The following is a 25,415-nucleotide window of genomic DNA, read 5'->3' on the forward strand; positions in this document are numbered from 1 at the left end:
AGCGGGGCGGCAAGCGAAGCCGTGGAAGAACGGGCGCAACGTAGCGTCTTTCTTCACGCGGGATACAGGAGGCTTTGATTGATACTGCTGCGGATTCGCTACAGTAACGTTGGGCCAGAACGTAATGCCATCCAAGCAAGAGAGCGCACACTAGCGGCCAGAAGCAGTCATACCCCAAGAGCTGTTTCGGCCCCAAGATGGCGGATCTATAGATGCGTACCTACCGCTGCGCGAAAGCCAACCTCCGTGAGGACTTGGCTTGCGCCCAGCTTACATTTAAATCAAGGCCCGGAAAGATATCTGCATTATTGAATGCGCTGTTTCCAGCTCCCTGCTTGCGCAGTGACGCCATCTTCAGTCGGCACGAGCGTCCAGATCTTGGCCTCAATTCCGTCGTTTTGCAGCTTGCGCATGAAGTAACGAGCCTGCAGAGCATCATGGGTAGCGATAACGACCTGGAAACCATGATCAACGATGTAGTCACGCAGCAAATCGAAAACCGCAGAGGCATGTACCAGGTCGTGATGCTGAGTCGGGTCATCCAATAACAGTGCTTTCCAAGGAGACCACTGATGACTCATCGCCATTGAGAGCAGGAAGGTCAGTTGAAGATCCGTCAACTGTGCCTCACTCGCGATATCAGGTACCGGTACCGCTTTATTGCCAAGCGGTACAGAAACGCCGGCACGATCCTTGTTATACGAGTTGAAGAATTTCAGGCTTGCCTCGTGGAACCTGGACTCTCGCACGACACGCTTTAGCAGCGCCTGCCAGCGGGGTACCACCTTGCCGACATGCTTCTGAACATTCTCAATTTCTTTCTTGAGTGAGCCGTCCAGCAAATCCATCGCGTCCGAGATCAAGGACAACTGCAAGAAGCTGGAGCGTGCCGCGTTGATGCTGTCATTGAGGTACGCTTCGAAGGCCTCTTCTGATCGGTCAAGACGCTGAGCATCAATCAACCGCTGAGCCAGTTGTGAATCGTTCAGCTTGGCCCAAGCAGAGATCTCCACCCCAATGCCTTCGAGTGCTGAAACATACCCCTCCAGGAGGGTCAACGTAGCGCGCAGTGTCGCTTCACGGGCCTGCGCAGCTTCCGCAAGTGGGTCGCCGGTCAAATCCTGCTCTTGCCAGCTCGCGCGGATTTGAAGAAGGAGCGTTTGAACCCTTCGGATTTCTTCCTCGATCTCCTTGACTGCGGTTAATGACTCAACCAACTGATGCTGCTGGGTGTCTAGGGCGGATTGCACAGTCTCAACCTTCCCGTTCAGATCGCTGATCTGCTGTTCCAGCTGCGCTTTTTCTGCAGTGAGTTGCTCAAGCGTACGAGCCAGCGGTTCTCCAGAGGTGAGCGCGGCCAGTGCGGCAACTGCTTGATCCAGCCGCGTAGACGCTTCGCTCTGTTGAACTCGGGCCAAGTCGAGCATCTGCTGTGCCGAGTTGAAGGCCCCCTCGGTTTGTTCAAAGGCTTCAGGGGAAGGGAGAGCGTCCAAAGCCGCTCGCTGATCAGTCAAACGCTTTTTGGCAGGAGCAATACTATCGAGTTGCTGCCTGAGCGACTCCCTTGCCAATGGGAGCGAGTCACTAGCCAAAATCGGATCGGTACGAAACTGCGCAACTCGTCTTCCCAGATCCTGGCGGCTGGACTCCAAAGCACCCAGCTCCATTCGGCTGAAGTCTAGTGCTTGCTGCGCTTTCTCAACCGCGACCTCACTGGCCGTCAACGCTTCCACAGCAGCTCGCAATCGCTGCTCAGCTGCAGTCAAACTCGGATTGATCGCTTCAAGGGCTTGAGCCACACGGGACTGAAGCTTGGTTGCACCATGCGGCTCCAGGCAAAGCGGGCATTGATCTTGGTCAGCGGGAAGATGTTGCGCTATGGATGCAACGGCCTGACGGATTGCGTCGGCGGAAGAACTGAGCATCTCATAAAATGATCGGGCAGTGGCCTCCGCAGCTTTACACGTCTCATACGAGGAACGTTCGGCATCCCGATCGATGCTCTGTTTATCGATGAGCACTCCGAGATCCGTGATTTGCTGAACAACCTCGCTGATTTGCTGCTCAGTGGCCTGCCAGTCGGCAAGCATTAGACGGCTCGCCTCCAAGCGCTGCTCAGTCTGGTTGATGCCATGAAGCTGGGCGTCAATCTGAGCATGCTGGTTGCGAACCCGTTGGTTGCGCTCATGCTGCTCGCGAAGTACACGAGAATTTTCTTCAGCCTCGCGTAGGGCAGCAATCGCTGACGTCAACGCGTCATTTCGGTGAGCGATCTCCTGTTTTGCAGTGGTTTCTCCAATCAGACGCTCAAGTTGCTGCCCGATGCTGGTAAGTTCTTGCTGTGCAGAGTGGATACTGGCCTGATGCTCCTGCAAGGCGGCATTGCCGTCAGCCCTCGTGTTCGCGTGTTTATCGAGTGTCTGACTAGCTGCCGCGAGGTCTTCATTGAGCTTTTCGAGCTGCTCCTGCGCCGCAACAAAGCTTTCAACAAGATCGTTTACCAAGGCAAGGCTTGAATATGCGCCCGAGTCCGTTCGACCTTCCCTTGCAAGATCTCGGTCAGTGCGGAGTGTGCAATCGTCAGCCCCTCCTGGCTTGCAGGCCCGGTCAATAAGCCAGGTGGAATCTGGCTCAGGCTTTGCGTCTGGTTTGCAGCGTCAGAGAGAGCGTCGGCAATTCGATCGAGCGGTCGTAATGCACCTACTGCACCGGCAGCAGCTATGTCACGCTCCTGAAGTAGGCGAGTCCACTCGCTCAAATCAGTCTCATGCCCAATCAACACTTCTTCCGCACGGGCTTTTTGCTCCGTCAGCGACCGTCGAACGGCAGCGAGGTTGGCGCGAGCTTTAGAACCGTCGCGACCAATCGGCAGCTTCGCCAACTGGGTTCCGGCTTCCTTTTCTTCTGCATTAACGATCCACCCGTTCTCCCTCTGATCCAAGAGGTGAGTTAGACGCAGCAAGAATGGGATGTCATTTGCAGACACATTAGGGAAGACGCTGCTCAAGTCTCCGTCCCGGCTGACCTCGCCCGCTGCAGTCACGCGTGATGTCGCAGTTAACTCAGAAAAACTCAGACTGACTGTCGCTGCCGCCTGATCATCACGAATGATGTGGGCAAGGTCGTCACGGAGACGCGCGATTTTCCCGGTTAGGCCAAACTCGATCGCCTCAAATACCGTTGTTTTGCCAGTACCATTGGGCGCGAGCAAAATAGTCGCTCCGGGACTCAGCTCGATGGTGACTTCCGACCCGAATTTGCGCAGGTTCGACAGGGTGATTGAATTCAACTTGCTCACGACTGAACCTCGCTTTCACCCAGCGAGTCGGTAAGAACACGCACCACATCCGCTCCGTTTTGGTTGGTCAGAAACTGCGTTTTCCAAGCAGCGATGTGTGGAGCAGACCAAGGGTATGCATTGGACAGCGTGTTCAGCGCCGACACCAATGGATCGCTCAGCGTCTCGACATCGCCAGCGGGATCCAAGGCCGCCAAGAATGTCCGGTTAAGAAAATCACCAGCTGCTTCAGATTCGCGCACAACAACCTTGCGGCAAAATCTGTCATCCGTCTCAATCCGTGCAGCGTCATCCTTGGCGATACCGCTGATCATCAGAAACATATAGAGGTCTGCAGTCTCAGGTTCGGGCAGCACATCCCGGACATCGGCTGCCCACTGGTTGGCTGCCTGAAGGGCCGTCAGTGGAAGCTCGATGAGCAGAACCGTCCGCCAGCCCGCCCGTTCGATGTGGGAGCGCTTGAGTCGAAGAACATGCGAGTCGTAGTCGACCTCAGGCAGCATTAGCTCCGTTACGTCCCGGGGACACACGTCATACCGACCCTCTACACGCTGAATGATTGCGCCAGCCACTTCCTGCAGTGTCAGCATGATTAGTGTCCTTCCCTATAAGCTTCGATTGCTGCTTCACGCGCGTCGCGCCAAGCATCCCAATGACGTTGGAATTGCTGCTTTAGCTGGGCGAGTGTCCCGTTACGCAAGTGCTTGAGCACCCCAAATCGTGTCACCAGCAATCTGGGCTGGCGCTCAGCCGCCATGCTGTTACTGGTCTCAAAATCATCAGCCATACCGGACTCGAGTAGGCTCGTGGGAGACCCTTCGACTCCCGCGAGAATGACTACCGACGCTGGCGAAGGCCCCAAAATGGCCATCAGGTCATCGGCAACAGGCCTGGCGCCACTGTGATCGCCTGAAGCGCCTGACCAGTTCTGCAATGCAATGCTGAGAACATCCCCAACGTCAGGGATTTCGCGCCAATTGCCATCGTCGTTACCGATTGCGACGCAAACCAGAAGCAGCATCAGAATGGCGGTTTCCAGCAGGTCTGCAGTACGAGGCCCGACGCGCAGCGCGTGTTTCCCGTCTAAGCCTTCTGTTTTGGGGTACATGAGTTGTTCTAACAGTGACTCACGCGCAGCGGCGTCGGCTGTTAGCTCAGCGGCCCAAGAGCGCCACTTCGGTTCCAATGCTGCCAGTAATGGCATGTCGGATACCGAGTTCAACCTGGCCGTGATGCGGGCTTGTAGCTGCTCCCACACAAGATTGTTCATTGCCCGGTGAAGTGCTGAAGATTCATCTCGCGCCTCCAGGATCGACGAGATTTCGCGACCCGACGCGCAGGACAGCGCCTCTGAATTGTCTATCCAAGGAAGCTCATCAAGATCACTCTCGCTGATCCCAAGCGTTCTACCCAACTCGTTCCCAGCGCCTTGGCGCCAAAGCGGCTCACCCAGAAGCAGGCAATGGCTCCCGCTCTTCAAGTGCAGGGCCAGCCGAAGGATGGCCGAGTGGAGGGCCACGGTATTTGGCGTAGGCGGGCAATAGGTAGCGTGCAACCGCAGCCTTCTGTTGTTACCGCCCGCTGTCCAGTGGTGACCGACAACTTCCGCGGCAGCATGGGCCGCTGGCAAGCTCGTCGTACCATTCAAGCTGTGGGTACCGGCGACCATCCAACTGGATCCAGCCTGCGGCCTCATGAGGTATTGCGTCCAAGTCACAGCATCTGACCGGCGTGCGTCTTTGAGATGGTTAGCCATCGCATGACAGCTGATGGCGTTAACATCCGTGGTACTTGTAGAAATGTACCCCACTAGCTTCTCAAGGGTTGCCCGCGAATCATTAAAGTGCCGTCCTAACGACTCGCACGCACGCTCTTCAAGGTTCTCTTCGCTCCCTACGGCATGGATCGTAAGTGTCCGCATGGTTTGTCGAACATGATCCCAGTCGGTAAAGCCACACCAGGTCGTCAACCATTTATAGACGTTTTGCGTTGGGGTATCGGGGCGGCTAGATAGGGCAGCCAGATCAAGACCGTCCTGCTTGCAGAGTCGACAAAACTCGTGCAGGTGATTGGCGGTGATGGAGTCACTTGGCTTGCCCTTGATGACAACTTCCAGGCCGAGCAGGATGAGTGAAAAAGCGCGGACTGGCGGCTGCTTGGACTGGGGTGTGAGACTCCAGGCAGACAAGCTCTTCATGGCCTTATCGAGCTCAGAGTCGATGGCGCTATCGGACGGGACAACTGGCGTTGCACTTGCTGCTGCCTTGTTGCCGGCCTTGGGTTTATAGGACTTTATGTAGTCGGCTTTATCGATGTGCTTATCGCTGAAGGGGGTCGTCTGCCGCTTGATCTGGAAGTGCTCATAATGCTCATCCGCATGGTAGATGACCACGTCATCCCATTCGCCGATACCACCTTGTTCGGCACCGATCAGCAACGGTGCAGGGCGCCCATCCAGGTAGTTGTCCACCATGTCCGACAAACGTTGAGCTATTACCAGCTTCTCGTAGCGGCCTTTTTGCTCAAGCCGGAACCTTCGGATCATTCTGAATCCCTTCAAACATTTCGGCACCCAAGGCACCAGTGGCAGGTGTCCACATACTAGCGAGACGGTTTGGCCGAAGAAACAGGGCTCCCGCCGTCTCCCCGTATTCAGTGGCAGCTGGCTTTAGAGTCCAGCCGGCGAGCAGTCTGTAAGAAAGCTGCTGGTTCAGGCTTGTTACGACAGGCTGCTTTTGGCCGGTGGCGGACGCTAGTGACACGCAGCTATCGGCCAATTGCGAGCAGTCAAGAACTAGCTTGGCTGGTCGGACTGGTGAGGCATGCAGGCTATTTTCTGGGCTTGAGCTTTTTCTTTGGCTCATGGACTGTAGGGAGCGGGGTCATGAGTCTCTCTCGTGAAAGTCCTGCTATAGATGCGTTATAGATAAGTCGGTTGGCGAGTTCAGCCATTGTGGAAAGTTGTGCCTTCAGAGCGTCATTCTCAGCTTGAAGTCGGGAAATTTTTTTCATCGCATCTAGTGTGCTTCTTGGTTTCGACATCCCATCGAGTTTTGTTTCGACGGACTTGAGTTGACCTTTCTTTGCTTTGTAGGCGCTTTTAATCAGCAGTTTTTTATTGAGTGCTTGACGAGTTGGTGGGGCTCCCCAGCCTAAAATTTCTTGAGCACCAAGGCAGATGCTGTTCCAGTTCAGTGAATGATCAGTCGGCCAGTTTCTAACAAGTTGCGCGATCTGCCTTTCATTCTTGTCAGAGATGATCTTAGGCATTGTCGGTGCTCCGGAGAAGTTCTAGGCAAGCTAGAAGGTCATCGCCATAAGTTATTCCAAGCATTTGTTTGTCAGGCAGCCTGATCGCGGCTGCTTCGGCTTTTTCGGAAACAATTGTCTGTTCATGGCTGAAGTCCCTGCCCTCTATTTCGATGGGACTCCCATCCGGGATCGATATATCATTCAAAATTGAAAGCAAATTAGTGATTTGCTTAATTTGTGCGGCCGTAACAAGCGTCCAGCGCGACGCCGACCTTTCTCCATCTGATATCGCCTGCTGTGCGGCATCGTACGTCTGTCTAAGGCTATCTAGATCATGTTGAATCGTATCAGTGGCCAGCCTATCTCCTTTACACATCAATAGCTCAGAGCAATTAAGACAGTCTGCGAATTTGTTGCAAGGGCCAGCTCGCCAGCTACGACGACAAATACCGTAGCGGCTGCGATGGAATGGACCATGGCCATATTTTTCTGCATGTTCTTCAGTAACCGGTTGAAGTGGCTCATTTTTCTGGACCGTACCTAGTATGTCTGCTCCTTTGGCGACGAACGTGAGCGGGTCATCATTCAAATATGTGCGCGTCTGCCGACTGGTGGCGCGACTGCTCCACTCCGTGATCAGATCCAATGAAATGCCGCTGCTGCGAGCGAGTCTATTAATTAGGTGGCGAATGCTGTGTGACTTTAACTTAAATGCCTTGTATCCGTGATAGGCGAAAAAGTTAATGGACTCGGCCGCGGCGTTTCCAGTGTCCAGGCGCTTCCCATAAAAACTAGGATCAAATGGCGCTAACAGAACGGGACTTGCAGTGCTCCGCAAGCGCAATTGGTTGCGACGAAGGCATAGCAGTGACTCAGACATTTTCAATGGAGGATTGGTAGATCCCTGGTGTGGCTCCTGGTAGGGGAAATATGGGTTGGTGGCTTTGTGCTCTATTAGTATAAGTTTCCAAAGCGAGTCTAGAGTAAATCCGGACAATGACCAACTACCGGTTAGTCTATGGATAAGGGATTGGCAGCAGGTTCGATCGGTAAAACCTAGAGCCTGCATTACTTGCTTTACCGAGAGTGGCTCGTTGTCTTGAACATTAGGGCAATTGGCGTGGCGGTAGAATCTCGATGGGTTGGTTTCCATGTAACGGGCCAAGGAGCGGCCTTCGTCAGTGATTTTTACTAGCCGATTTATTGCGTCTGTAGTGATATTTATTAGTGTTTTCGGAATTGGTTTGCGTGCAAACTCTTTGGTCTTTGGGACCCAGTAGACTAAATAGTATTGAATCTCCCCGTTTTTGTCGTGATCGTCTCGCAAGCAATCAATGCGAAAGCGCAGGGTCTCACCTATACGCATGGGTGCACTTAGTAGTAAAGCGGTAATGCAAGTGACCATAACGTCATTATCAATCTGCACTTCATAGGCGCCACGTGAGAATACCTCTGCAATCGCAAGTAGCGCATCCTGATCAGGAGCTTTCTGAGCCTTTACTTCAGCAGGTGCTTGAGAACCATTTAAGTAATCGTAACTGCGCGCACCTAGGTAAGGGTGCCTCCAAAAACGCGGGTCGACCTGTATTATGAAGAGATCTGATAACGATTTTAGAATGGAAAGCACTATGTTGCAGAGCGATTGCCGTATAGTGCTTGACTCCAAAGTGCAGACGATTATTTCCCAATGCCGCTGGTCAAATTTAGTGATGTCGGGTGTTGCCATGTTTTGGCGCAACGAAAATTCGATCAGTCGTAATGCAGCGATGTCTCTGCTTATTCCCTTGGTTGGGTGCAGGGTGTGTTTGTATCGGAGAAATGCCTTGGCGAATTCGATAAAGGATGGATGCATCAAATGGATTGGCTGGCTTCGGGACTTGGGTGGTAGGTCTTTATTTTCAAAGTTTATAAAACGGATGCCCGTGTGCGTTGTTTGCCACCTATCAGCTGTCCAAGTAAAGCCGCGCAGGTCGGACCAAAGCGTTAATTCGTTATGAGCAAAATTGATGAAGTCGTCTAGGTTCTGATTGGCTGATATTTCGTGCTTTGGAATAAATTGGATAATCTGGGTCATTGAGTTAGCCCCAGTTCGACAATTCGGTTGTTGCAGCGGGTAATGCAATTTTTTACTGCAAGAATGTCGGCAGAGAGATCAATGGGAATAAGTAGATTTCGCTGCCCGCCAATTCTTAACGCTTGATTCTCCTCAGACTGCCTCTGTAGCAGAGCATCTAGTACTTCATGGTGTGGCGCATGTACGAGAGGTTCGAAATGCTTGCAGCGGTAGCAGGGTATAGGAACCGAGGTCGTAGCGCAGAAGCTGTGCTTGCCACAGCGTCCGACGCTAAGTAGCTCTCCAGGGCGTGAGAACTCGAGTTTGCTAGTCGGATCGGTGGCTCTTGTGGCCTGCTCATCTGAATCGATCAAAGCTCCAGCAAAAGCCATTGCTAGCGGTGCCAAGGCCGGACCCATGGCCTCGTCTATGACACGGGCCTGTTCCGCTGGGTCGTTATAATAGGCTTCGAGTGCTCTTTCTGTTGTGTGGCCCAGCCAGTGCGAAAGCAAATTTTTTGGTACGCCCTTTCGCGCAAGTTGACGTGCTCGTGTATGACGCATTCGGGTCGCATTAATAATCATTACCCGACTGGTGCGGGGGCTGATTGGTGCCTTCGGGCATTTAGAGTACTGACCCTTAGCTGCGCCATATGCGCAGGACGGGGTGTTTCTCTTCCATCTTAATATCTCAGTAATTGAATGCCGTTCAAGATGGAAATGAGGAGAGTCTAGGCTGTCAAGAAGCTCTAGTTTGAGGTGGGTTTCAATCAGGCTGCGGGCTTCTTTAATGCGTTCTTCACTGCAGAAGAAAGGTAGTAGATTTAGTTGGTCGTCCGTGAGAGAGAGGCCGAGAGTATGCTCATAAAGTTCTCTGACTTCTTGGCGCTGAATTTGGCAAAGCCCCCATACGTGATCTGCCAGTGGGTGTGGTTCGAATTTGCTGTCTCGAAAGCCAGTCTCGGCTGCTTGGTCTTTGATTCCTGGGAAATCGATGATTCGGCCCGTTAGTCCGATTTCTTTTGATTCATCAAAGCCCCTTATATCGCCAGCTTTTAGTAGCGCGATTTGATTTGGCCTTCGCGCGTATTGCATAGACAAGATTTTAATTAGTGTTACTTGGGTGTCAGAGACTCCTGTGTCGTAGTTGTTCCAAGTGGACATCAACAAGGACTCGTATTCATCCTCGGTTAGCCAGCTCTTCTCAGGGTCGTCTGAGAGCACGTTACGTGGGCCGTTAGGGCGAGCAGCTGTTTCTTGCAGCAAGTGCAATGCGTCTATCTTAATGGCTGAATCGTAACGCTCCTTCCAGTGCAGGAAAAATTCGATGGCGACTCTTTTCGCGCCATGGAATCCCGGTCTGGCAATGGAATGCGCTATCCAGCCTGCGTTGAATTCTTCAGGAGGGTTGGAGTTCAATGCTGCCCTGAAGTTCATGAAGAAAGTCGTGCAGGAGGTGGCTGAATAAGTTCCCTGTTTGCTGAAGGAGATTAGGTGAAGTTTGAAGGAGGTCTTGATTGATGAGAGTAATCGCGACAGGCCATGGGTCATGTCGATCCGTTTTTGACCTGTTCTAACTAAAGTGTCATTATCCCAATAAAACAAATCTCCATGAGGCTCAGGGCGATCCGTGCGTTGTAGATCGATGTCAAGCTCTGTTGAGATGTTTGCATGTGTTGGCGTGCTATTCACTGTAGGCCCCTCGCTGAGTCAGATGCAATGGATAAGCCGACTTCGAGCGATTTTTCTTGCACATGTCGATAGTTGTAGCGGTTTGACATGGCTGAGCCGGGGGCCCAGCCCATTAAATACTCTCTTAATTGTCGTTCTTCTTCAAATGACATGCCGATCGCATCTACTTTCATTGAGAATCGATAGTTCCAATCGTGGCGTAAAAGGTGCGGGTGAATCGGTGTTAGTGCCGGAAAGGATTTTTTGAGGTTAGAAAGTCCGGAGTCGAAAGAACTTTTAGGGAGTGCTTGGCCTAGGGTTCGCCCGGCTCGATGGATTACAAAAATGAAGTCTTCGTCAGAGAAACCGACACCTTCGACTTCAGCTCGCCAGTTGTTGCAGTATTCATCAAGTTGTGCCTCGAGGCTTTCCGATATTGGAAGCGTACGGCCGAGTGTTTTAGCAACTGGCTGGTTCAGTCTTGAATCGAATTCATCATGGTGATTGCGGGTGATCTCTAAGGTGGCACTATCCTCGCCAGTTGCATTGCTAAAGTTTTTTAGCTTGAGGCCTAGTAGCTCGCCGACGCGCATGCCAGTTTCGTAGAGAATACGGAGCATTACGATATTCCGTATCCTGGATCCTAGATCTTGAGTGCGCGTTATGCCTTCGAATGGTTGCTCGAACAGGCTCAATAATTTGCCGCTGGAGGCAGTGGTCAGGCTTTTGGTAACTACACGACGGTTTTGCGAGGATTTTGAACCGCTTTTTCGGATTTTCTTTTTTAAGAGCATATCGCTTTGAGCTTCGATTGATGCTCTTACGTTTACTGTGTTCCAGTCCGTAATAACCTCTTGGGCAAGCCAGCGAAGATACTCTGTTGCATAGGCGACATAGGTGTTGTACTTCGGGCTTCCGATGACTTCGCCTTTTCCTCCGAGCTTGCTGGCTCTTAGATGGTTAGCAAGGTCATCAATCTGGGCACAGGTGAGAAACTTACTTCTATGGAAACAGTTGGCGAGGTCCACCTGTTTGGTAAATTCCCATTCGCAGATGCGCTTGATCACGGCCAGATAGACTTTCTGCGTCTCGTGAGTGGCTGAGCGGAGGAAGCGAGCGACAAAGGCTGTCGGGTAGAATAAAGGGAGGCCTGGCGTCTCTGTGTCGTAAAGCTGGGAAAACCGCTCGCCGGACCTTGTCATGAAGGTTTTGATTGTGTAGGGCATGTTTACATTTTTGCGCAGTTGAGTGGAAGACGATTTTTGGTTTACATCTTTGCGTTGGGCATCGCGAGCAATTTTGAGCTGGATGCCAGTGTTTGTGACTACTTTGGGGCAAGTGCGCTATGACGATTTACAAATCGAATACTGACAGGGTGGTAGTGCTGGATACCGAAACGACCGGCATGCCGGTGACCGATGGCCACCGGATCATCGAGATTGGCTGTGTCGAAGTCATCGGCCGCCGCCTGACCGGGCGGCACTACCATGTCTATCTGCAACCCGATCGTGAAGTGGATGAGGGCGCGATCGCCGTTCACGGCATCACCAACGAGTTTCTTGTCGACAAGCCTCGGTTCCGCGACGTCGCCGACGAGTTCTTCGAATTCATCAAGGACGCGCAGCTGGTCATCCACAACGCCGCGTTCGACCTTGGCTTCATCAATAACGAGTTCGCCCTGCTCGGTCAGCAGGAGCGTGCCGAGATCACCGACCATTGCTCGGTGCTCGATACCCTGCTGATGGCTCGGGAGCGTCACCCGGGCCAGCGCAACAGCCTCGATGCCTTGTGCAAACGCTACGGCGTGGACAACTCGGGTCGCGACCTGCACGGCGCTCTGCTCGATGCCGAGATTCTCGCCGACGTCTGGCTGACCATGACCGGCGGGCAGACCAATCTGTCCCTCGCCGGTGATGGTGAAAGTTCCGACGGCGGTCGGCCCCAGCCCACGCCGATCCGCCGGCTACCGGCTGATCGGCCGCGCACTGCGGTGCTGCGCGCTACCGAAGAAGAAGTTGCTGCGCACATGGCGCGGATGGCCGCGATCGAGAAGGCCGCCGGCGCGGCTCCGCTCTGGACTCAGCTCGACGGCTGAATGGCTCGGCATTGCCGCCGACTTGCGTCGCTGCCCCACAACCGCTCGTTTCAATGCACTGTTGCTTTGCTGCGGACGCTTCTACCCTGTAGGTGGATCGTTCGCAGAGAGTGCGCATGTACAAAGACCTGAAATTCCCCATCCTCATCGTTCACCGTGACATAAAAGCCGACACCGTTGCCGGTGAGCGAGTGCGTGGCATCGCTTCCGAGCTGGAGCGCGACGGCTTCAATATCCTGCCCACAGCCAGCTCGAACGAGGGACGAATCGTCGCCTCGACTCATCACGGGCTGGCCTGCATCCTGGTCGCGGCGGAAGGTGCTGGTGACAATCAGCGCCTACTGCACGACGTGGTGGAGCTGATCCGAGTCGCTCGTCGCCGCGCGCCGCGTCTGCCGATCTTCGCGCTGGGCGAGCAGATCACCATCGAGAATGCGCCCGCTGAGGCAATGGCCGACCTAAACGAGTTGCGTGGCCTGCTTTACCTGTACGAGGACACCGTGCCGTTTCTGGCGCGCCAGGTCGCTCGGGCCGCGCGCGGTTATCTCGAGGATCTGCTGCCGCCGTTCTTCAGTGCGCTGGTCCGACATACCGGCGAGTCCAACTACTCCTGGCACACGCCCGGCCACGGCGGCGGTGTGGCCTATCGCAAAAGCCCCGTGGGGCAGGCTTTCCACCAGTTCTTCGGCGAGAACACGCTGCGCTCTGATCTCTCGGTCTCGGTGCCGGAACTCGGCTCGCTGCTCGATCACACCGGGCCGCTGGCGGCAGCGGAAGCCCGCGCTGCACGCAACTTCGGCGCTGACCACACGTTCTTCGTGATCAACGGCACCTCCACGGCGAACAAGATCGTCTGGCATTCGATGGTCGCGCGAGACGATCTGGTGCTGGTGGATCGCAACTGCCACAAATCCATCCTACACGCGATCATCATGACCGGCGCGATACCGCTGTACATGAGCCCGGCACGCAACGAGCTGGGCATCATCGGTCCGATTCCGCTGGAAGAATTCACCCGAGAGTCCATTCAGGCGAAGATCTCTGCCAACCCGTTGGCGCGAGGTCGGCCGCCGAAGGTCAAGCTGGCGGTGGTGACGAACTCGACTTACGACGGCCTCTGCTACAACGCCAACCTGATCAAGCGCACCCTGGCTGACAACGTCGAAGTGCTGCACTTCGACGAGGCCTGGTACGCCTACGCGGCATTCCACGAGTTCTATGACGGCCGCTACGGCATGGATACGCGGGAGCAGGGTCCGCTGGTGTTCACCACTCATTCAACACACAAGCTGCTGGCGGCGTTCAGCCAGGCGTCGATGATCCATGTGCTCGACAGCCAGACCCGGCAGCTCGACCGCGATCGCTTCAACGAAGCCTTCATGATGCACATCTCCACTTCGCCGCAGTACGGCATTCTCGCGTCGCTGGACGTGGCGTCGGCGATGATGGAGGGCCCGGCGGGACGCTCGCTGATTCAGGAGACATTCGACGAGGCGCTGAGCTTTCGCCGGGCGCTGGCCAATCTGCGCCAGCACATCGATGCCGATGACTGGTGGTTCAGCATCTGGCAGCCGCCACTGGTCGACGGCGCCGAGGCGCTGGTGACCCCGGACTGGCTCCTCGAGCCAACGGCCGACTGGCATGGCTTTGGCGATATCGCCGACGATTACGTACTGCTCGATCCGATCAAGGTCACGCTTGTCACGCCAGGCCTTACCGCGTCCGGCGCACTGGGCGTAAGCGGCATACCGGCGGCGGTGGTCAGCAAGTTTCTCTGGGAACGCGGTCTGGTGGTGGAAAAGACCGGGTTGTATTCGATGCTGGTGCTTTTCTCCATGGGCATCACCAAGGGCAAGTGGAGCACTCTGCTAACCGAGTTGCTGGAGTTCAAGCGTCACTACGACGCCAATATCCCGTTGGTCGAGGCCTTGCCATCGATTGCGCGGGCCGGCGCAGCGGCCCATGCGGGCATGGGGCTGCGTGATCTCTGCGATGCATTGCACGCCTGCTATTGCGAGAACGCCACGGCGCGGGCCATGCGCAGGATGTACATGACGTTGCCGGAGCCCGCGATGACTCCGGCTCAGGCCTATGACAAGTTGGTTCGCGGCGAGGTCGAAGCGGTGCCGATCGAGGCGCTGCAGGGCCGGATCGCTGCGGTCATGCTGGTGCCGTATCCGCCGGGTATCCCGTTGATCATGCCGGGCGAGCGCTTTACCGAAGAGACTCGTTCGATTCTCGATTACCTTCGTTTCGCCCGTGATTTCGCCGAACGTTTCCCGGGGTTCGATGCCGACGTTCATGGCCTGCAACATGAGGCTGGCGCGGATGGATATGTGTATACCGTCGACTGTATCCGCGAAGGATGATGCGTCGATGCTTCCCGCTGTCTATAACGGCATGAGCAGGTCGTCTGCCGGCGTGGTCTGTATCACATCGTCTGCATCGACATTCACTCGTCGTGGTGGCAGTTGTTATAGTTGCCCACCGTCGTACGGATTTGCCCGCCACGGCGCTCCCTATGCGCCCCTGCTGTCGAGGATGATAGCGTGACCGAATACAAAGCCTTCCGCGTAGAGTTGGCAGACAAGATTGCCCGCGTCGTGATCAATCGCCCTGAAAAGATCAATGCGATGGACGCTGCGTTCTGGTCGGAAATCATCGATATCTTCAACTGGATCGATGTAACCGACGAAGCGCGCGTAGTCGTCCTCAGTGGCGCCGGTGACCACTTCTCTTCCGGTATCGACCTGCAGATGCTGGCTTCGGTTGGCAGCCAGCTTGGCAACGACGTCGGCCGCAATGCCGAGCAACTGCGGCGCAAGATCCTTTCCCTGCAGGCATCGTTCAATGCCGTGGACAGCTGCCGCAAGCCGGTCATCGCCGCGATTCAGGGTTACTGTCTGGGCGGCGCCATCGATCTGATCTCCGCTTGCGACATGCGTTACAGCACGGCGGACGCGAAATTCTCGATCAAGGAAATCGACATGGGCATGGCAGCCGATGTCGGCACCTTGCAGCGGCTACCTCGCATCATCGGCGATGGCATGATGCGCGAACTGGCCTTTACCGGCCGCACGATCAGTGGCGAGGAAGCGTGCAGTATCGGTCTGGTCAATCGCAGCTATGCCGATCAGCAAATGCTGATGGACGCCGTCCTGGAGCTGGCCCGCGAAATCGCCAGCAAATCACCGATCGCCATTCGCGGCACCAAGGAAATGATCCGTTACATGCGCGATCACCGGGTCGACGATGGGCTCGAGTACATCGCCACCTGGAATGCGGCCATGCTGCAATCGGCCGATATCAAGGTCGCCATCGCCGCTCACATGAGCAAACAGAAGCCGGACTTTGCCGACTGATGCGTCAACACACGTTTGCGCGGGAGGCGCACTAGGCATGGTTACTGGAGCTACTTCACTCGGTCTGGTCCGTGACGAGCTGTTCGCCACCATGGAAGAGGCCGAGCAGAGCCTCGAACATTTCATCATCGATCGCAACAATGGCGGCCTGTTGCAGCAGGCCGTGGAAAACCTCAAGCAGGTGCGCGGCACGCTCAACCTCATCGAGCTGACTGGCGCCGAGTTGCTTGCGCAGGAGATATTGCAGCTGGCTACCGACATCCCGGTCGGCGCCGGCGAGGACCGCGACGTACAGCTCGCCGCGCTGAGCAACGCGCTCTACGTGCTGCGACGTTATCTGGAAAGCGTCGATGCCAGTCGCCAGGAAATACCCGAACTGCTGCTTCCAGCCATCAACGCGCTGCGCCAGGCCTGTGCACAGCCGCCGTTGCCGGAAAGTTTCTTTTTCAGCGTCCGGCTCGACCTTGCCCGTCCTGCGTTGGACGTGCCGGCTCGTTCGGGAGCTGCGCCAGTTGCCGAGGCCCGGCGGCTGCGTCAGATGTATCAGGTCGGGTTGCTCGGCTTCATTCGTGAAGAGAATCTGCCAGCCAGCCTGAAACTAATGGGCCGCGCCTTGACGCGTTTGGATCATCTGTTCATCGAATCACCGGCCAGCCGGCTGTGCTGGATCGGCAGCGCAGCTGTCGAATCGCAATTGGACGGCCAGCTGTTGCCGCGCAAATCGCGCAAGCAGCTGTTTTCCCGCTTGGACCGGGAACTCAAGCAGGTCATTGGCAACCCTGCATACGAGGCTCCACGCAGCTTGCTCAAGGAGCTGCTGTATGTCGTCGCGCTGGCCGACACCCATGGGCCTATTGCCAGCCAGGTCCGCGAGGTGTTTTCGCTGGGTTCGCTGCCGTTCACCGACCACCTGCTGGAAGACGAATCCCAGCGCCTGGCCGGCCCGGGCCAGGCCGTCATGCGTTCGCTGTCCTCGGCGATCCGTGAGGAACTGGCGAGCCTGAAGGATCTGCTGGATCTGATCGAGCGGGGTACCGCCCAGGCGGAAGCTTACTCGAACCTGCATAACCTGCTCGGGAAGATGGCCAAGACTCTCGGCATGGTTGGCCTTTCCTCTGCGGCCAGCACGCTGCAGGCGCAGCTGGGCGACGTGTCTGGCTGGAGTCTGGAGCATGCGCCGGAACCGCATGTCATCCAGCGTCTCGCCGATGCCGTGCTGTATGTCGAGAGCATGGTCGCCAGCCTCGAGCGCGGCGATCGACGCGATACCAAGCCTCAGGTCGCCCGACCCGGAATGGAAGCGGAAGCCTTTGCCAATCACCAGCTCACCGAAGCGTGCATCGTGGTAATCGATGAGGCGAGCGCAGGTCTGGCGCTGGCCAAACGGGCGATCACCGCTTATCTCGAGTCAAACGGAGAGAAATTGCACCTGGCCAACGTGCCGTTCAGCCTGCAGGCCGTGCGCGGCGGCCTGCGTTTCCTTGAGCAGGAACGCGCGGCGGACCTGATCGGCGCTTGCGCTGATTTCATTCAGAAGCACATGCTCGAATCGAACCAGATGCCTCCTGAGCAACTGCTCGAAACCCTGGCCGATGCGCTGACCAGTCTGGAGTACTACCTCGAAGGTGGCGCAGTATTGCGACGTGACGATTCGCGCGTGAGCGTGCTTGATCTGGCCAGCGAGAGCGTACGCGCGCTGGGTATGCCGGTCGCCGCCTGATGAGCTTGCGCTGGCAGGCGGCGCTGCTCGATCCCTCGGTGGCAGGGGGTTGGGCGGTGGTGCACTGCCGGCAGCAGTTTCTGCTCGATGGCAACGGCGCGCTCTTTCCGCGGGACTGGCTCAAGCGTCTGGATCTGCCGCTGCTCAGCGAACAGGGTCTGGGACATTTCGATGGAGAGCCGGTGTTTCTTTTCGAACTGGACTTTCCGGCCGATGTACCAGGCGCGCGCTGGCAGGGCCTGCGTCAGTTCATGCAGGAGGATGATCGCGATCTGTTCCGGCTCCTCGGCTATGCCACGCAGATCGGTACCTGGGTCAGCCAGCATCGTTTCTGCGGCAGCTGTGGCTCGCCGATGCAGGCGCGAGCCGGTGAGCGCGCCATGTACTGTCCCGCTTGTGGCGTTCAGCACTACCCGCGTCTTTCGCCGAGCATGATCGTCCTGGTCACCCGTGGAGACGAATTGTTGCTGGCACGCTCACCGCGTTTCGCGCCTAGTGTCTACAGCACGCTGGCCGGTTATGTGGAGCCGGGTGAGTCGGTGGAACAGTGCGTCGCACGCGAGGTTCGAGAAGAAGTCGGCGTGGCCATTCATGCACCGCAATACATCGCCAGCCAGGGCTGGCCGTTTCCCCATTCCCTCATGCTCGGGTTCCACGCGGAATATGCCGGTGGCGATATCGTGCTGCAGCCCGAGGAAATCGAGGATGCCCGTTGGTTCGCCATCGATAACCTGCCGGCGCTGCCCGCGCGTCAATCCATCGCCCGCTACCTGATCGAGCTTTATCTGGCCCGCCGGCTAGGCCACCCCGAACCAGTGTTGCCAGGCTAGCCGCAGACTCATCGCCAGCACCACCAGAATGAATACCGGACGGATGAACCGCGAGCCACCGCGGATCGCTGTACGCGCGCCGAAGTAGGCCCCAGCCATCAGGGCCAATCCCATCCCAACGCCCAGCACCCAAGCGACGTGGCCGCCGATGATGAATACCGCGAGGGCCATGGCATTGCTGACGAAATTCATCGTCCGCGCCACGCCGCTCGCTCGCAACAGGTCGAGCGGGTAGAGCAGCATGCTGCTGACCGTCCAGAAGGCGCCGGTTCCCGGACCGGCTACTCCGTCGTAGAAGCCCAGAGAGAGGCTATGTGGCCATTGGCGCTTACGGCCGATGACCACTGTATCGCTGCCGGACTTGGCCGGCATATGGCTGAAGAGTAGGTAGATCCCGCACGCAGAAACCACCAGTGGCAACAGCTGGTTAAGCCAGCTCGCCGGCATGAATTGCGCGACTACTGCGCCAAGTGCGGCGCCGATCGCCGTGCCGGTTAGTGCTCTTCGCCACAGGCCCGGCTCGAATAGCCGACGGCGATAGAAGGTGTAGCTGGCGGTGCCCGAGCCGAATGTGGCGCACAGCTTGTTGGTGCCCAGTACGAGATGCGGTGGTAGGCCGGCAGTCAGCAGGGCTGGGATGGTCAACAACCCGCCGCCCCCGGCGATGGCGTCGATGAATCCGGCAGTGAAGGCAACGGCGAACAGAATCACCAATGTGGCAGGATCGAGCGCGAGCTCAAGTGCGAAGGGCATGCGAGCCTCAATAGGCAGAACGACAGCGGAGGATAATGCGGCTGGCCATACTGGCGAAAGAGCTTGCCCGCATGACAGACATCCTGCTCCTACGAATAAGAGTGCGAGCCCGTGATCGCCGTCCCATGCCGGCGCTGGCTGCTCTGATCGCTCCCGCGGATAATGACGCACTCAATGAAAAGGACGCTTGGTTATGCAATATCTGGGGCTTGCGATCGTGATTGCGCTGCTCGCTATCATCGTTTTGCTGGTCGCGTTGCGCTTGCTGCTGGGAGGTCACTGGTTCATGGGCTGGCTGCGCGGGACCTGCGGCTTTCTGGTCCTGGTGTTCGCCGGGTTGATTGGCCTGATTGGCTACGACGTCAGCACCTATGCTGCGCTGTCTGACAAGGAGCCGCTGGTCACTTTGAGTTTCCAGGCCCAGGGTTCGCAGCGTTACGAAGTCAGCCTTGAGCAGGGCAATGAGACGCGAACGCTGATGCTGGAAGGCGATCTATGGCAGCTCGATCTCCATCTGCTTCGCTGGAAGAGCCTTGCCGAACTGATAGGTCTGGAGTCGGGGTATCGACTGGAGCGGCTTTCCGGGCGCTATCTCGCCGTGGAGCAGCAGAACCTCTCCCGCCATGGCCGCGTTGTGCTCAGCGAGAACCCTCTGGGGCTGGACATATGGGACGCGCTGCAGCTCGAGCGCCGCGACCTGTACTTCCTGGAACCACAAGTGCTGCGTGTCGACTACATGCCGATTGCCGATGGGGCCGTCTATGCCGTGGAACTGGCGCCGACGGGGCTGCTGGCGAAACCGCTGAACGCCGCTGCGACCGAGGCACTGAAGAACTGGTAAGAGTGGACAGACAAAAAAGGGAGCCGTTTGGCTTAACTGACCGGCATTAGCCAAATGGCTCCCTTTTTTGTGCGGCGAATGCTCAGGCCAGATACCCACCATCTACGTTCAGTGACACACCGGTGGTGTAGCTGGATGCGTCGCTGGCCAGATAGAGCACCGCACCGGCCATTTCGCTCGGCTGGGCGACCCGGCTCAACGGGATGTGCTGCAGCGCCATCTCCAGGATGGATTCGTTCTTGACCAGCGCTGAGGCGAACTTGGTATCGGTCAGGCCTGGGAGCAGGGCATTGCAGCGAATACCGAACTGCGCGCATTCCTTAGCGAAGGCCTTGGTCATGTTGATCACGGCGCCCTTGGTGATCGAATAGATGCCCTGGAAGTTTCCGGGCGTCACACCATTGATGGAAGCGACGTTGATGATGCTGCCGCCGCCGTGCTCGCGCATCAGCTTGCCGGCTTCGATGGACATGTAGAAGTAGCCACGGATGTTCACGTCGACGGTCTTCTGGAAGGCCGAAACATCGGTATCCAGCACATGGCAGAACTGGGGATTGGTCGCCGCATTGTTGACCAGGATATCGAGGCGGCCGAACTGTTCGCGGATCTGGGCAAACACTGCCTGGATCTGTTCCATCTCGCCGATGTGGCAGGCAACCGGGGTCGCCTTGCCGCCTTCAGCGATGATCGCGTCGGCCACTGCCTGGCAGCCTTCGATCTTGCGGCTGGATACGATCACATGGGCGCCTTGTTGCGCGAGCAGTTTGGCGATGGCTTCGCCGATACCGCGGCTGGCGCCGGAAACGAAGGCGATCTTGCCGTCTAGGTCGAACAGGGTGGTCTTGGACATGGTCGTTCCTCTTTTCTTGTTCGGTCCTGTGGCGCGCCACAGGGTTTGGATGGCTTCAGAGCTTCGATTGCCCGATCACTTGCAGCGCCTTGTGTTCGAGCAACTTGTTCATGTGGATGAATGAGGCGAAACGTTGGTCCTGGGTCTGGCCGTGATAGAAGCGGTAGTAGATCTGCTGAACGATTCCAGCCAGGCGAAACAGGCCGTAGGTGTAGTAGAAATCGATGCAGGGGATTTCGATGCCGGCTCGTTGTGCGTAGTAATCGACGAAGCCTTGCCGGGTATGCATGCCGGGCAGATGGCTGGGTTGGCGACGCATCGCCTGCATTGGCTGGGGATCATCGGCTTCGATCCAGTAGGCCAGCGTATTGCCCAGATCCATCAGTGGATCACCGATGGTGGTCATTTCCCAGTCCAGCACACCGATGATCTCCATCGGGTTGTCCGGGTTGAGGATGACGTTGTCGAAACGGTAGTCGTTGTGAATGATCCCGGGCTTGGGGTGATCCGCCGGCATCTTCTCCTTCAACCAGGCCCTCACCGCCTCCCAGGCGGGTGCATCGGGGGTGATGGCGCGTTCGTAGCGCTCGCTCCAACCCTCGATCTGGCGCTTCACGTAGCCTTCCGGCTTGCCCAGGTCACCGAGGCCACAGGCCTGATAGTCGACATTGTGCAGGTCGACGAACTTGTCGATGAAGCTCTCGCAGAGGGCACGGGTCTGGCCTTCATCGAGGCTCAATTCCGGCGGCAGCTCCGAGCGCAGGATGATGCCGTTGACGCGCTCCATCACGTAGAACTCTGCGCCTATCACCGAATCATCGGTGCAGTACACGTACGCTTTCGGGCAGTAGGGAAAGCCTTCGTTGAGCTGATTGAGAATGCGAAACTCACGGCCCATGTCATGGGCTGATTTGGCTTTGTGTCCGAAGGGAGGGCGGCGCAAGACCAGATCGCGATCGGGGTACTGCAGCAGGTAGGTCAGATTCGATGCGCCGCCGGGAAACTGGGAAATCTGCGGTGTACCGTTCAGGCCAGGGATATGCGCCTTCAAGTACTGGTCGATGATATCGACCGGCAATTCCTCGCCTACACGGACGCGGGTGGTTTGATCTGTAAGCGCCATTGTTATCCCTTCTACTTATGTTCGGTGCCCAAGATGATTCAGTAATCTAATGCTCGAGGTTGTGTAGACCAAGCGCTGCCCGCTGTTATTGGCCGGAGTGTTGCTAGTTAATCAAACTCCTTGATTCGCCCTGCAGCGAATCGCTGGCATAAAAAAACCGAAGTCTGTGACTTCGGTTTTTTGCATCTCAGCGTTCAGCTTCCGTCTCAGCCGGGGAACAGTTCGCTGAGTTTCATGGCCAGCATCATGTCGCCTTCGGCGCGCAGCTTGCCGGCCATGAAAGCCTGCATGCCGTCGGTTTCACCGCTGACGATGCCCTGCATGGTTTCGCTGTCCATGATCAGGGTGACGTTGGCGTCGCTGGAATCACCCTGTTGCAGATCGCAGGTGCCATCCTTGACCACCAGGTAGTAGTTTTCGGCATCAGTGATGTTGAACTGGAAGACCAGATCCAGGCCGGCAGCGGCGCTGGGGTTGAACTTCGACTGCATGCCTTTGAAAGTCTCGGCGACGTTGCTCATGAGGGTTTCCTTTTTTGGTCGTTATGGGTACACGCAGCTTTTGGCCGCTTGGGGCTGGGCTCATCTATGGGTGACGAGCTCCGGATTCTTCAGGAGTTGCAGGTGCGCATGGCTGTTGAACGAAGCCAGCGCGACATCTCGATCACGAAATTTCAACAGGCTGAGCGAGGTATTGACGATCTGCCAGTTCATTTCGAACGCCTTGATCGGCGGTACGCCTATGATCAGTTGCAGCAGTGCGGTGATAGTTCCACCGGAGGTGAAGATGGCGATGCGGTCGCGTTTGCCGGCTTGATCGAGAATGCGCTCCAGACCGCCACGTACACGGTCGAGAAAGTGCTGCCAGCTCTCCAGGTTGTCCTTCTCGTGTTCACCGGATATCCAGCGATGCACTACATAAGTGAACAGGCGCTGAAAGTCGGCACGATGATCCGCGGCGTTGCGCAGGATGTGCATCGCATTCGGCTCGACTTGGAGCAGGTCGGGAAGATGCGCGCGGATAACCGCATCGGCGTGAAACTCATTGAAGGCAGCGTCGACTTCAAGCTCAGGCTGAACGCCCAGCCTCGCCAGTGTGGCGCGGGCGGTATCCTGCTGGCGATCCAGCTCGCCGCTCAGGCATCTATCGAAAGACACATCGAGTTGCGCCAGGTAGTCACCCAAGGCTTCGGACTGGCGATATCCCAGCGGGGAGAGCACGTCGTAGTTTTCTGCGCCGAAAGACGCCTGACCATGCCTGATCAGGTAGATACTGCCCATGCTTGCTGCTCCGGCCGGCACTGTTTTTCGCGAGGGTAGGGACATCGTTCGGGAGTGTCAACGATAATTCGAACGTTTGTTTGAATCGGTCGTGCTGGCTCAGCCACAGGCCCGTCGGTATGCTGGCGGCATGCCGCCGAAGGTAGCTAGTCGGCGGCCGGAACTCATCGAGGGGGATACGTGGAATTTCTTGTCGACTATGCCGGCTTCCTGGCAAAGACCGTCACGTTGGTCGTGGCGATCGTGATCGTGCTCATCGCGCTCGCTTCGATGCGGCGGGGACGCAGCAAACACAGTGGTGGGCACCTCGAGGTGCACAAGCTCAACGAATTCTATAAATCGATGCGCGAGCGGCTGGAGCAAGCCGTAATGGAGAAGGACGCGTTCAAGGCATTGCGCAAGCGTGAGGCGAAGGCGGCCAAGCAGAACAAGAAGGCCGAGTCTCCAGCTCGAGTCTTCGTTCTCGATTTCGATGGCGATATTCGCGCGTCTGCAGTAGACAACCTGCGCCATGAGATCACCGCGTTGCTGACCATGGCGACGCCCCAGGACGAGGTGGTTCTGCGCCTGGAAAGTGGTGGCGGCATGGTCCATGGCTACGGCTTGGCAGCTTCGCAGCTGGTGCGCATTCGCGATGCCGGCGTACCGCTGACCGTCTGTGTCGACAAGGTCGCAGCCAGCGGCGGCTACATGATGGCCTGTATCGGCAACCGCATTCTCACCGCACCGTTCGCCATCCTCGGCTCCATTGGCGTGGTGGCACAGCTGCCGAATGTGCATCGACTGCTGAAGAAGCACGATGTCGATTTCGAAGTGCTGACCGCTGGCGAGTACAAGCGCACGTTGACCGTGTTCGGCGAGAACACCGAGAAGGGCCGCGAGAAGTTTCAGGAAGACCTGGAAACGACCCACGAGCTGTTCAAGAACTTCGTCGCGCGTTACCGACAGAACCTGTCGATAGATGATGTGGCGACGGGTGAGGTATGGCTAGGCATTGCCGCGTTGGGCAAGCATCTGGCGGACGAGCTCAAGACCAGCGATCAATATCTCGCCGAACGAGCCCAGGAAGCGGAACTGTTCCAGCTGCATTACATACAGAAGAAAAGCCTGCCCGAGCGCTTCGGCATGGCGGCCAGCACGGTTATGGAGCATGGCTTGCTGAAAGGTTGGAGCCGACTGAACGAACAACGTTTTTGGCAATGAAAGGGGAACCGCGATGAGCAGCTTCAAGGCACTACAAGTCAGCGAGACGGCCGAGGGCCGTTTCGAAACCCGTATCGTCGAACGTACTACCGACGAGCTGCCAGCCGGTGAGGTGCTCATTCGGGTGCATTACTCCTCGCTCAACTTCAAGGATGCGCTATCGGCGAGCGGCAATCGCGGCGTGACCCGCTCATTTCCGCATACGCCAGGCATCGACGCCGCGGGCGTCGTGGCTTCGTCCAGCGTCGCTGAATTCGCCGAGGGCGATGAGGTGATCGTCACGGGCTACGACCTGGGCATGAACACCGCTGGTGGCTTCGGCCAGTACATCCGCGTTCCGGCGGCCTGGGTGATCAAGCGCCCGCAGGGGCTTTCACTGCGCGAGGCAATGATCCTCGGCACTGCTGGGCTGACGGCGGCCCTCTGCGTCGACAAGCTGGAGCAGGCTGGTCTTGAACCAGGCGGTGCGCCCGTACTGGTGACGGGTGCGACTGGTGGCGTTGGCAGCATAGCGGTGGCGCTATTGGCCAGTCTTGGCTACAAGGTTGCGGCAGTCACTGGCAAAGCTGATCAGGCGGACTTCCTCATTCGCCTGGGGGCTAGCCAGATCGTCGAGCGCGCCGCGCTGCAAGCTGGCGTGGAGAAGGCGTTGCTCAAGGAACAATGGGGCGGGGCAGTGGACACCGTGGGCGGGGACATCCTGTTCAACGTGGTGAAGTCGCTGCAGCGCGGTGCCAGCGTGGCCTGTTGCGGCCTTACCGCCGGGACGCATTTCCAGGCCAGCGTGCTGCCGTTCATTCTGCGCGGTGTGAATCTGCTGGGTGTGGATTCCGTGGAGATCCCGCTGGTGGTCAAAGCCTCAATGTGGGACAAGCTCTCGCTGCAGTGGAAGCTGGCCAATCTGGACGAGCTCTCGCAGGAGGTTGGGCTGGAGGAGTTGCCTAAGGCGATCGAGCGCATTCTGGCCGGCGGTCAGGTGGGTCGAGTGCTGGTTCGTGTGGACTGAATGCCAACGCGCGTTGGATTATCGCCGCGATAGCGGCAATGAATTTCCTCGGCAGCGGCAATTGGCGGAATCTAGCGCC

General features: G+C 57.0%; 21 protein-coding genes. 8 read left to right on the forward strand and 13 right to left on the reverse strand.

Annotated elements, in window-relative coordinates; all coding sequences use genetic code 11:
- Window positions 1–305: 305 nt before the first annotated feature.
- The 8 genes from P5704_000900 to P5704_000935 all read right to left on the reverse strand — a co-directional run bounded on the left by P5704_000900 (window position 306) and on the right by P5704_000935 (window position 11,499).
- Window positions 306–2,504, reverse strand: coding sequence for a chromosome segregation protein SMC (locus P5704_000900; GenBank protein ID WOF79095.1), 2,199 nt, complete (start codon window positions 2,502–2,504; stop codon window positions 306–308).
- Window positions 2,498–3,298, reverse strand: a complete 801-nt coding sequence (locus P5704_000905; GenBank protein ID WOF79096.1) for an AAA family ATPase — start codon at window positions 3,296–3,298, stop codon at window positions 2,498–2,500. The genes P5704_000900 and P5704_000905 overlap by 7 nt, the downstream gene beginning before the upstream one ends.
- Entirely contained in the window at window positions 3,295–3,888 is a 594-nt protein-coding gene (locus P5704_000910; GenBank protein WOF79097.1) for an ABC-three component system middle component 1, read from the reverse strand. The genes P5704_000905 and P5704_000910 overlap by 4 nt, the downstream gene beginning before the upstream one ends.
- Before the next feature lie 2 nt (window positions 3,889–3,890).
- Entirely contained in the window at window positions 3,891–5,843 is a 1,953-nt protein-coding gene (locus tag P5704_000915) for an ABC-three component system protein (protein ID WOF79098.1), read from the reverse strand.
- 284 nt (window positions 5,844–6,127) lie between these two features.
- Entirely contained in the window at window positions 6,128–6,568 is a 441-nt protein-coding gene (locus P5704_000920; GenBank protein WOF79099.1) for a hypothetical protein, read from the reverse strand.
- The gene (locus tag P5704_000925) at window positions 6,561–8,624 is read right to left on the reverse strand and encodes an integrase (GenBank protein WOF79100.1); all 2,064 of its coding nucleotides are present in this window, start codon (window positions 8,622–8,624) and stop codon (window positions 6,561–6,563) included. Before P5704_000925 ends, P5704_000920 begins: the two co-directional genes overlap by 8 nt.
- A complete protein-coding gene (locus P5704_000930) occupies window positions 8,621–10,294 on the reverse strand; it encodes a site-specific integrase (protein WOF79101.1) in 1,674 nt (557 codons plus the stop codon). The genes P5704_000925 and P5704_000930 overlap by 4 nt, the downstream gene beginning before the upstream one ends.
- Complete coding sequence (locus P5704_000935) at window positions 10,291–11,499, reverse strand: site-specific integrase (GenBank protein WOF79102.1); 1,209 nt, start codon at window positions 11,497–11,499, stop codon at window positions 10,291–10,293. Before P5704_000935 ends, P5704_000930 begins: the two co-directional genes overlap by 4 nt.
- Before the next feature lie 119 nt (window positions 11,500–11,618).
- Between P5704_000935 and dnaQ the strand changes: the two genes are divergently transcribed.
- The 5 genes from dnaQ to nudC all read left to right on the forward strand — a co-directional run bounded on the left by dnaQ (window position 11,619) and on the right by nudC (window position 18,280).
- Window positions 11,619–12,368, forward strand: coding sequence for a DNA polymerase III subunit epsilon (dnaQ, locus tag P5704_000940; protein ID WOF79103.1), 750 nt, complete (start codon window positions 11,619–11,621; stop codon window positions 12,366–12,368).
- Between the two features lie 116 nt (window positions 12,369–12,484).
- Entirely contained in the window at window positions 12,485–14,737 is a 2,253-nt protein-coding gene (locus tag P5704_000945) for an Orn/Lys/Arg decarboxylase N-terminal domain-containing protein (GenBank protein ID WOF79104.1), read from the forward strand.
- Between the two features lie 180 nt (window positions 14,738–14,917).
- A complete protein-coding gene (locus P5704_000950; GenBank protein ID WOF79105.1) occupies window positions 14,918–15,730 on the forward strand; it encodes a crotonase/enoyl-CoA hydratase family protein in 813 nt (270 codons plus the stop codon).
- Between the two features lie 37 nt (window positions 15,731–15,767).
- Window positions 15,768–17,450, forward strand: coding sequence for a ferrous iron transporter B (locus P5704_000955; protein WOF79106.1), 1,683 nt, complete (start codon window positions 15,768–15,770; stop codon window positions 17,448–17,450).
- Window positions 17,450–18,280: an NAD(+) diphosphatase gene (gene nudC / locus P5704_000960; GenBank protein ID WOF79107.1), complete on the forward strand. Its 831-nt coding sequence runs from the start codon at window positions 17,450–17,452 to the stop codon at window positions 18,278–18,280. The genes P5704_000955 and nudC overlap by 1 nt, the downstream gene beginning before the upstream one ends.
- On the opposite strand, the gene P5704_000965 is transcribed toward nudC, so the two are convergent.
- Entirely contained in the window at window positions 18,248–19,033 is a 786-nt protein-coding gene (locus P5704_000965; protein ID WOF79108.1) for a TSUP family transporter, read from the reverse strand. The genes nudC and P5704_000965 overlap by 33 nt on opposite strands.
- 193 nt (window positions 19,034–19,226) lie before the next feature.
- Between P5704_000965 and P5704_000970 the strand changes: the two genes are divergently transcribed.
- Window positions 19,227–19,874, forward strand: a complete 648-nt coding sequence (locus tag P5704_000970; protein WOF79109.1) for a hypothetical protein — start codon at window positions 19,227–19,229, stop codon at window positions 19,872–19,874.
- Window positions 19,875–19,956: 82 nt separating this feature from the next.
- On the opposite strand, the gene P5704_000975 is transcribed toward P5704_000970, so the two are convergent.
- The 4 genes from P5704_000975 to P5704_000990 all read right to left on the reverse strand — a co-directional run bounded on the left by P5704_000975 (window position 19,957) and on the right by P5704_000990 (window position 23,127).
- A complete protein-coding gene (locus P5704_000975) occupies window positions 19,957–20,724 on the reverse strand; it encodes an SDR family oxidoreductase (protein ID WOF79110.1) in 768 nt (255 codons plus the stop codon).
- A gap of 55 nt (window positions 20,725–20,779) precedes the next feature.
- Window positions 20,780–21,847, reverse strand: coding sequence for a phosphotransferase family protein (locus P5704_000980; GenBank protein ID WOF79111.1), 1,068 nt, complete (start codon window positions 21,845–21,847; stop codon window positions 20,780–20,782).
- A 206-nt stretch (window positions 21,848–22,053) separates the two neighbouring features.
- Window positions 22,054–22,368, reverse strand: coding sequence for an SCP2 sterol-binding domain-containing protein (locus P5704_000985; GenBank protein WOF79112.1), 315 nt, complete (start codon window positions 22,366–22,368; stop codon window positions 22,054–22,056).
- 60 nt (window positions 22,369–22,428) lie between these two features.
- The gene (locus tag P5704_000990) at window positions 22,429–23,127 is read right to left on the reverse strand and encodes a histidine phosphatase family protein (protein ID WOF79113.1); all 699 of its coding nucleotides are present in this window, start codon (window positions 23,125–23,127) and stop codon (window positions 22,429–22,431) included.
- A 180-nt stretch (window positions 23,128–23,307) separates the two neighbouring features.
- Between P5704_000990 and sohB the strand changes: the two genes are divergently transcribed.
- Entirely contained in the window at window positions 23,308–24,330 is a 1,023-nt protein-coding gene (sohB, locus tag P5704_000995; GenBank protein ID WOF79114.1) for a protease SohB, read from the forward strand.
- Between the two features lie 13 nt (window positions 24,331–24,343).
- Window positions 24,344–25,336, forward strand: coding sequence for a YhdH/YhfP family quinone oxidoreductase (locus P5704_001000; GenBank protein ID WOF79115.1), 993 nt, complete (start codon window positions 24,344–24,346; stop codon window positions 25,334–25,336).
- Window positions 25,337–25,415 lie beyond the last annotated feature (79 nt).

Source organism: Pseudomonas sp. FeN3W (genome assembly GCA_030263805.2).
Lineage (GTDB): Bacteria > Pseudomonadota > Gammaproteobacteria > Pseudomonadales > Pseudomonadaceae > Stutzerimonas > Stutzerimonas stutzeri_G.

Excerpts from the sequence above, each read along its gene's own strand:
- P5704_000980 (WOF79111.1), bottom strand. The coding sequence starts at position 21,847 with ATGGCGCTTACAGATCAAACCACCCGCGTCCGTGTAGGCGAGGAATTG.
- P5704_000955 (WOF79106.1), top strand. The coding sequence starts at position 15,768 with ATGGTTACTGGAGCTACTTCACTCGGTCTGGTCCGTGACGAGCTGTTC.
- P5704_000915 (WOF79098.1), bottom strand. The coding sequence starts at position 5,843 with ATGATCCGAAGGTTCCGGCTTGAGCAAAAAGGCCGCTACGAGAAGCTG.
- P5704_000925 (WOF79100.1), bottom strand. The coding sequence starts at position 8,624 with ATGACCCAGATTATCCAATTTATTCCAAAGCACGAAATATCAGCCAAT.
- nudC (WOF79107.1), top strand. The coding sequence starts at position 17,450 with ATGAGCTTGCGCTGGCAGGCGGCGCTGCTCGATCCCTCGGTGGCAGGG.
- dnaQ (WOF79103.1), top strand. The coding sequence starts at position 11,619 with ATGACGATTTACAAATCGAATACTGACAGGGTGGTAGTGCTGGATACC.
- P5704_000975 (WOF79110.1), bottom strand. The coding sequence starts at position 20,724 with ATGTCCAAGACCACCCTGTTCGACCTAGACGGCAAGATCGCCTTCGTT.
- P5704_000970 (WOF79109.1), top strand. The coding sequence starts at position 19,227 with ATGCAATATCTGGGGCTTGCGATCGTGATTGCGCTGCTCGCTATCATC.
- P5704_000910 (WOF79097.1), bottom strand. The coding sequence starts at position 3,888 with ATGCTGACACTGCAGGAAGTGGCTGGCGCAATCATTCAGCGTGTAGAG.
- P5704_000935 (WOF79102.1), bottom strand. The coding sequence starts at position 11,499 with ATGCCCTACACAATCAAAACCTTCATGACAAGGTCCGGCGAGCGGTTT.
- P5704_000985 (WOF79112.1), bottom strand. The coding sequence starts at position 22,368 with ATGAGCAACGTCGCCGAGACTTTCAAAGGCATGCAGTCGAAGTTCAAC.
- P5704_000965 (WOF79108.1), bottom strand. The coding sequence starts at position 19,033 with ATGCCCTTCGCACTTGAGCTCGCGCTCGATCCTGCCACATTGGTGATT.
- P5704_001000 (WOF79115.1), top strand. The coding sequence starts at position 24,344 with ATGAGCAGCTTCAAGGCACTACAAGTCAGCGAGACGGCCGAGGGCCGT.
- P5704_000920 (WOF79099.1), bottom strand. The coding sequence starts at position 6,568 with ATGCCTAAGATCATCTCTGACAAGAATGAAAGGCAGATCGCGCAACTT.
- P5704_000945 (WOF79104.1), top strand. The coding sequence starts at position 12,485 with ATGTACAAAGACCTGAAATTCCCCATCCTCATCGTTCACCGTGACATA.
- P5704_000990 (WOF79113.1), bottom strand. The coding sequence starts at position 23,127 with ATGGGCAGTATCTACCTGATCAGGCATGGTCAGGCGTCTTTCGGCGCA.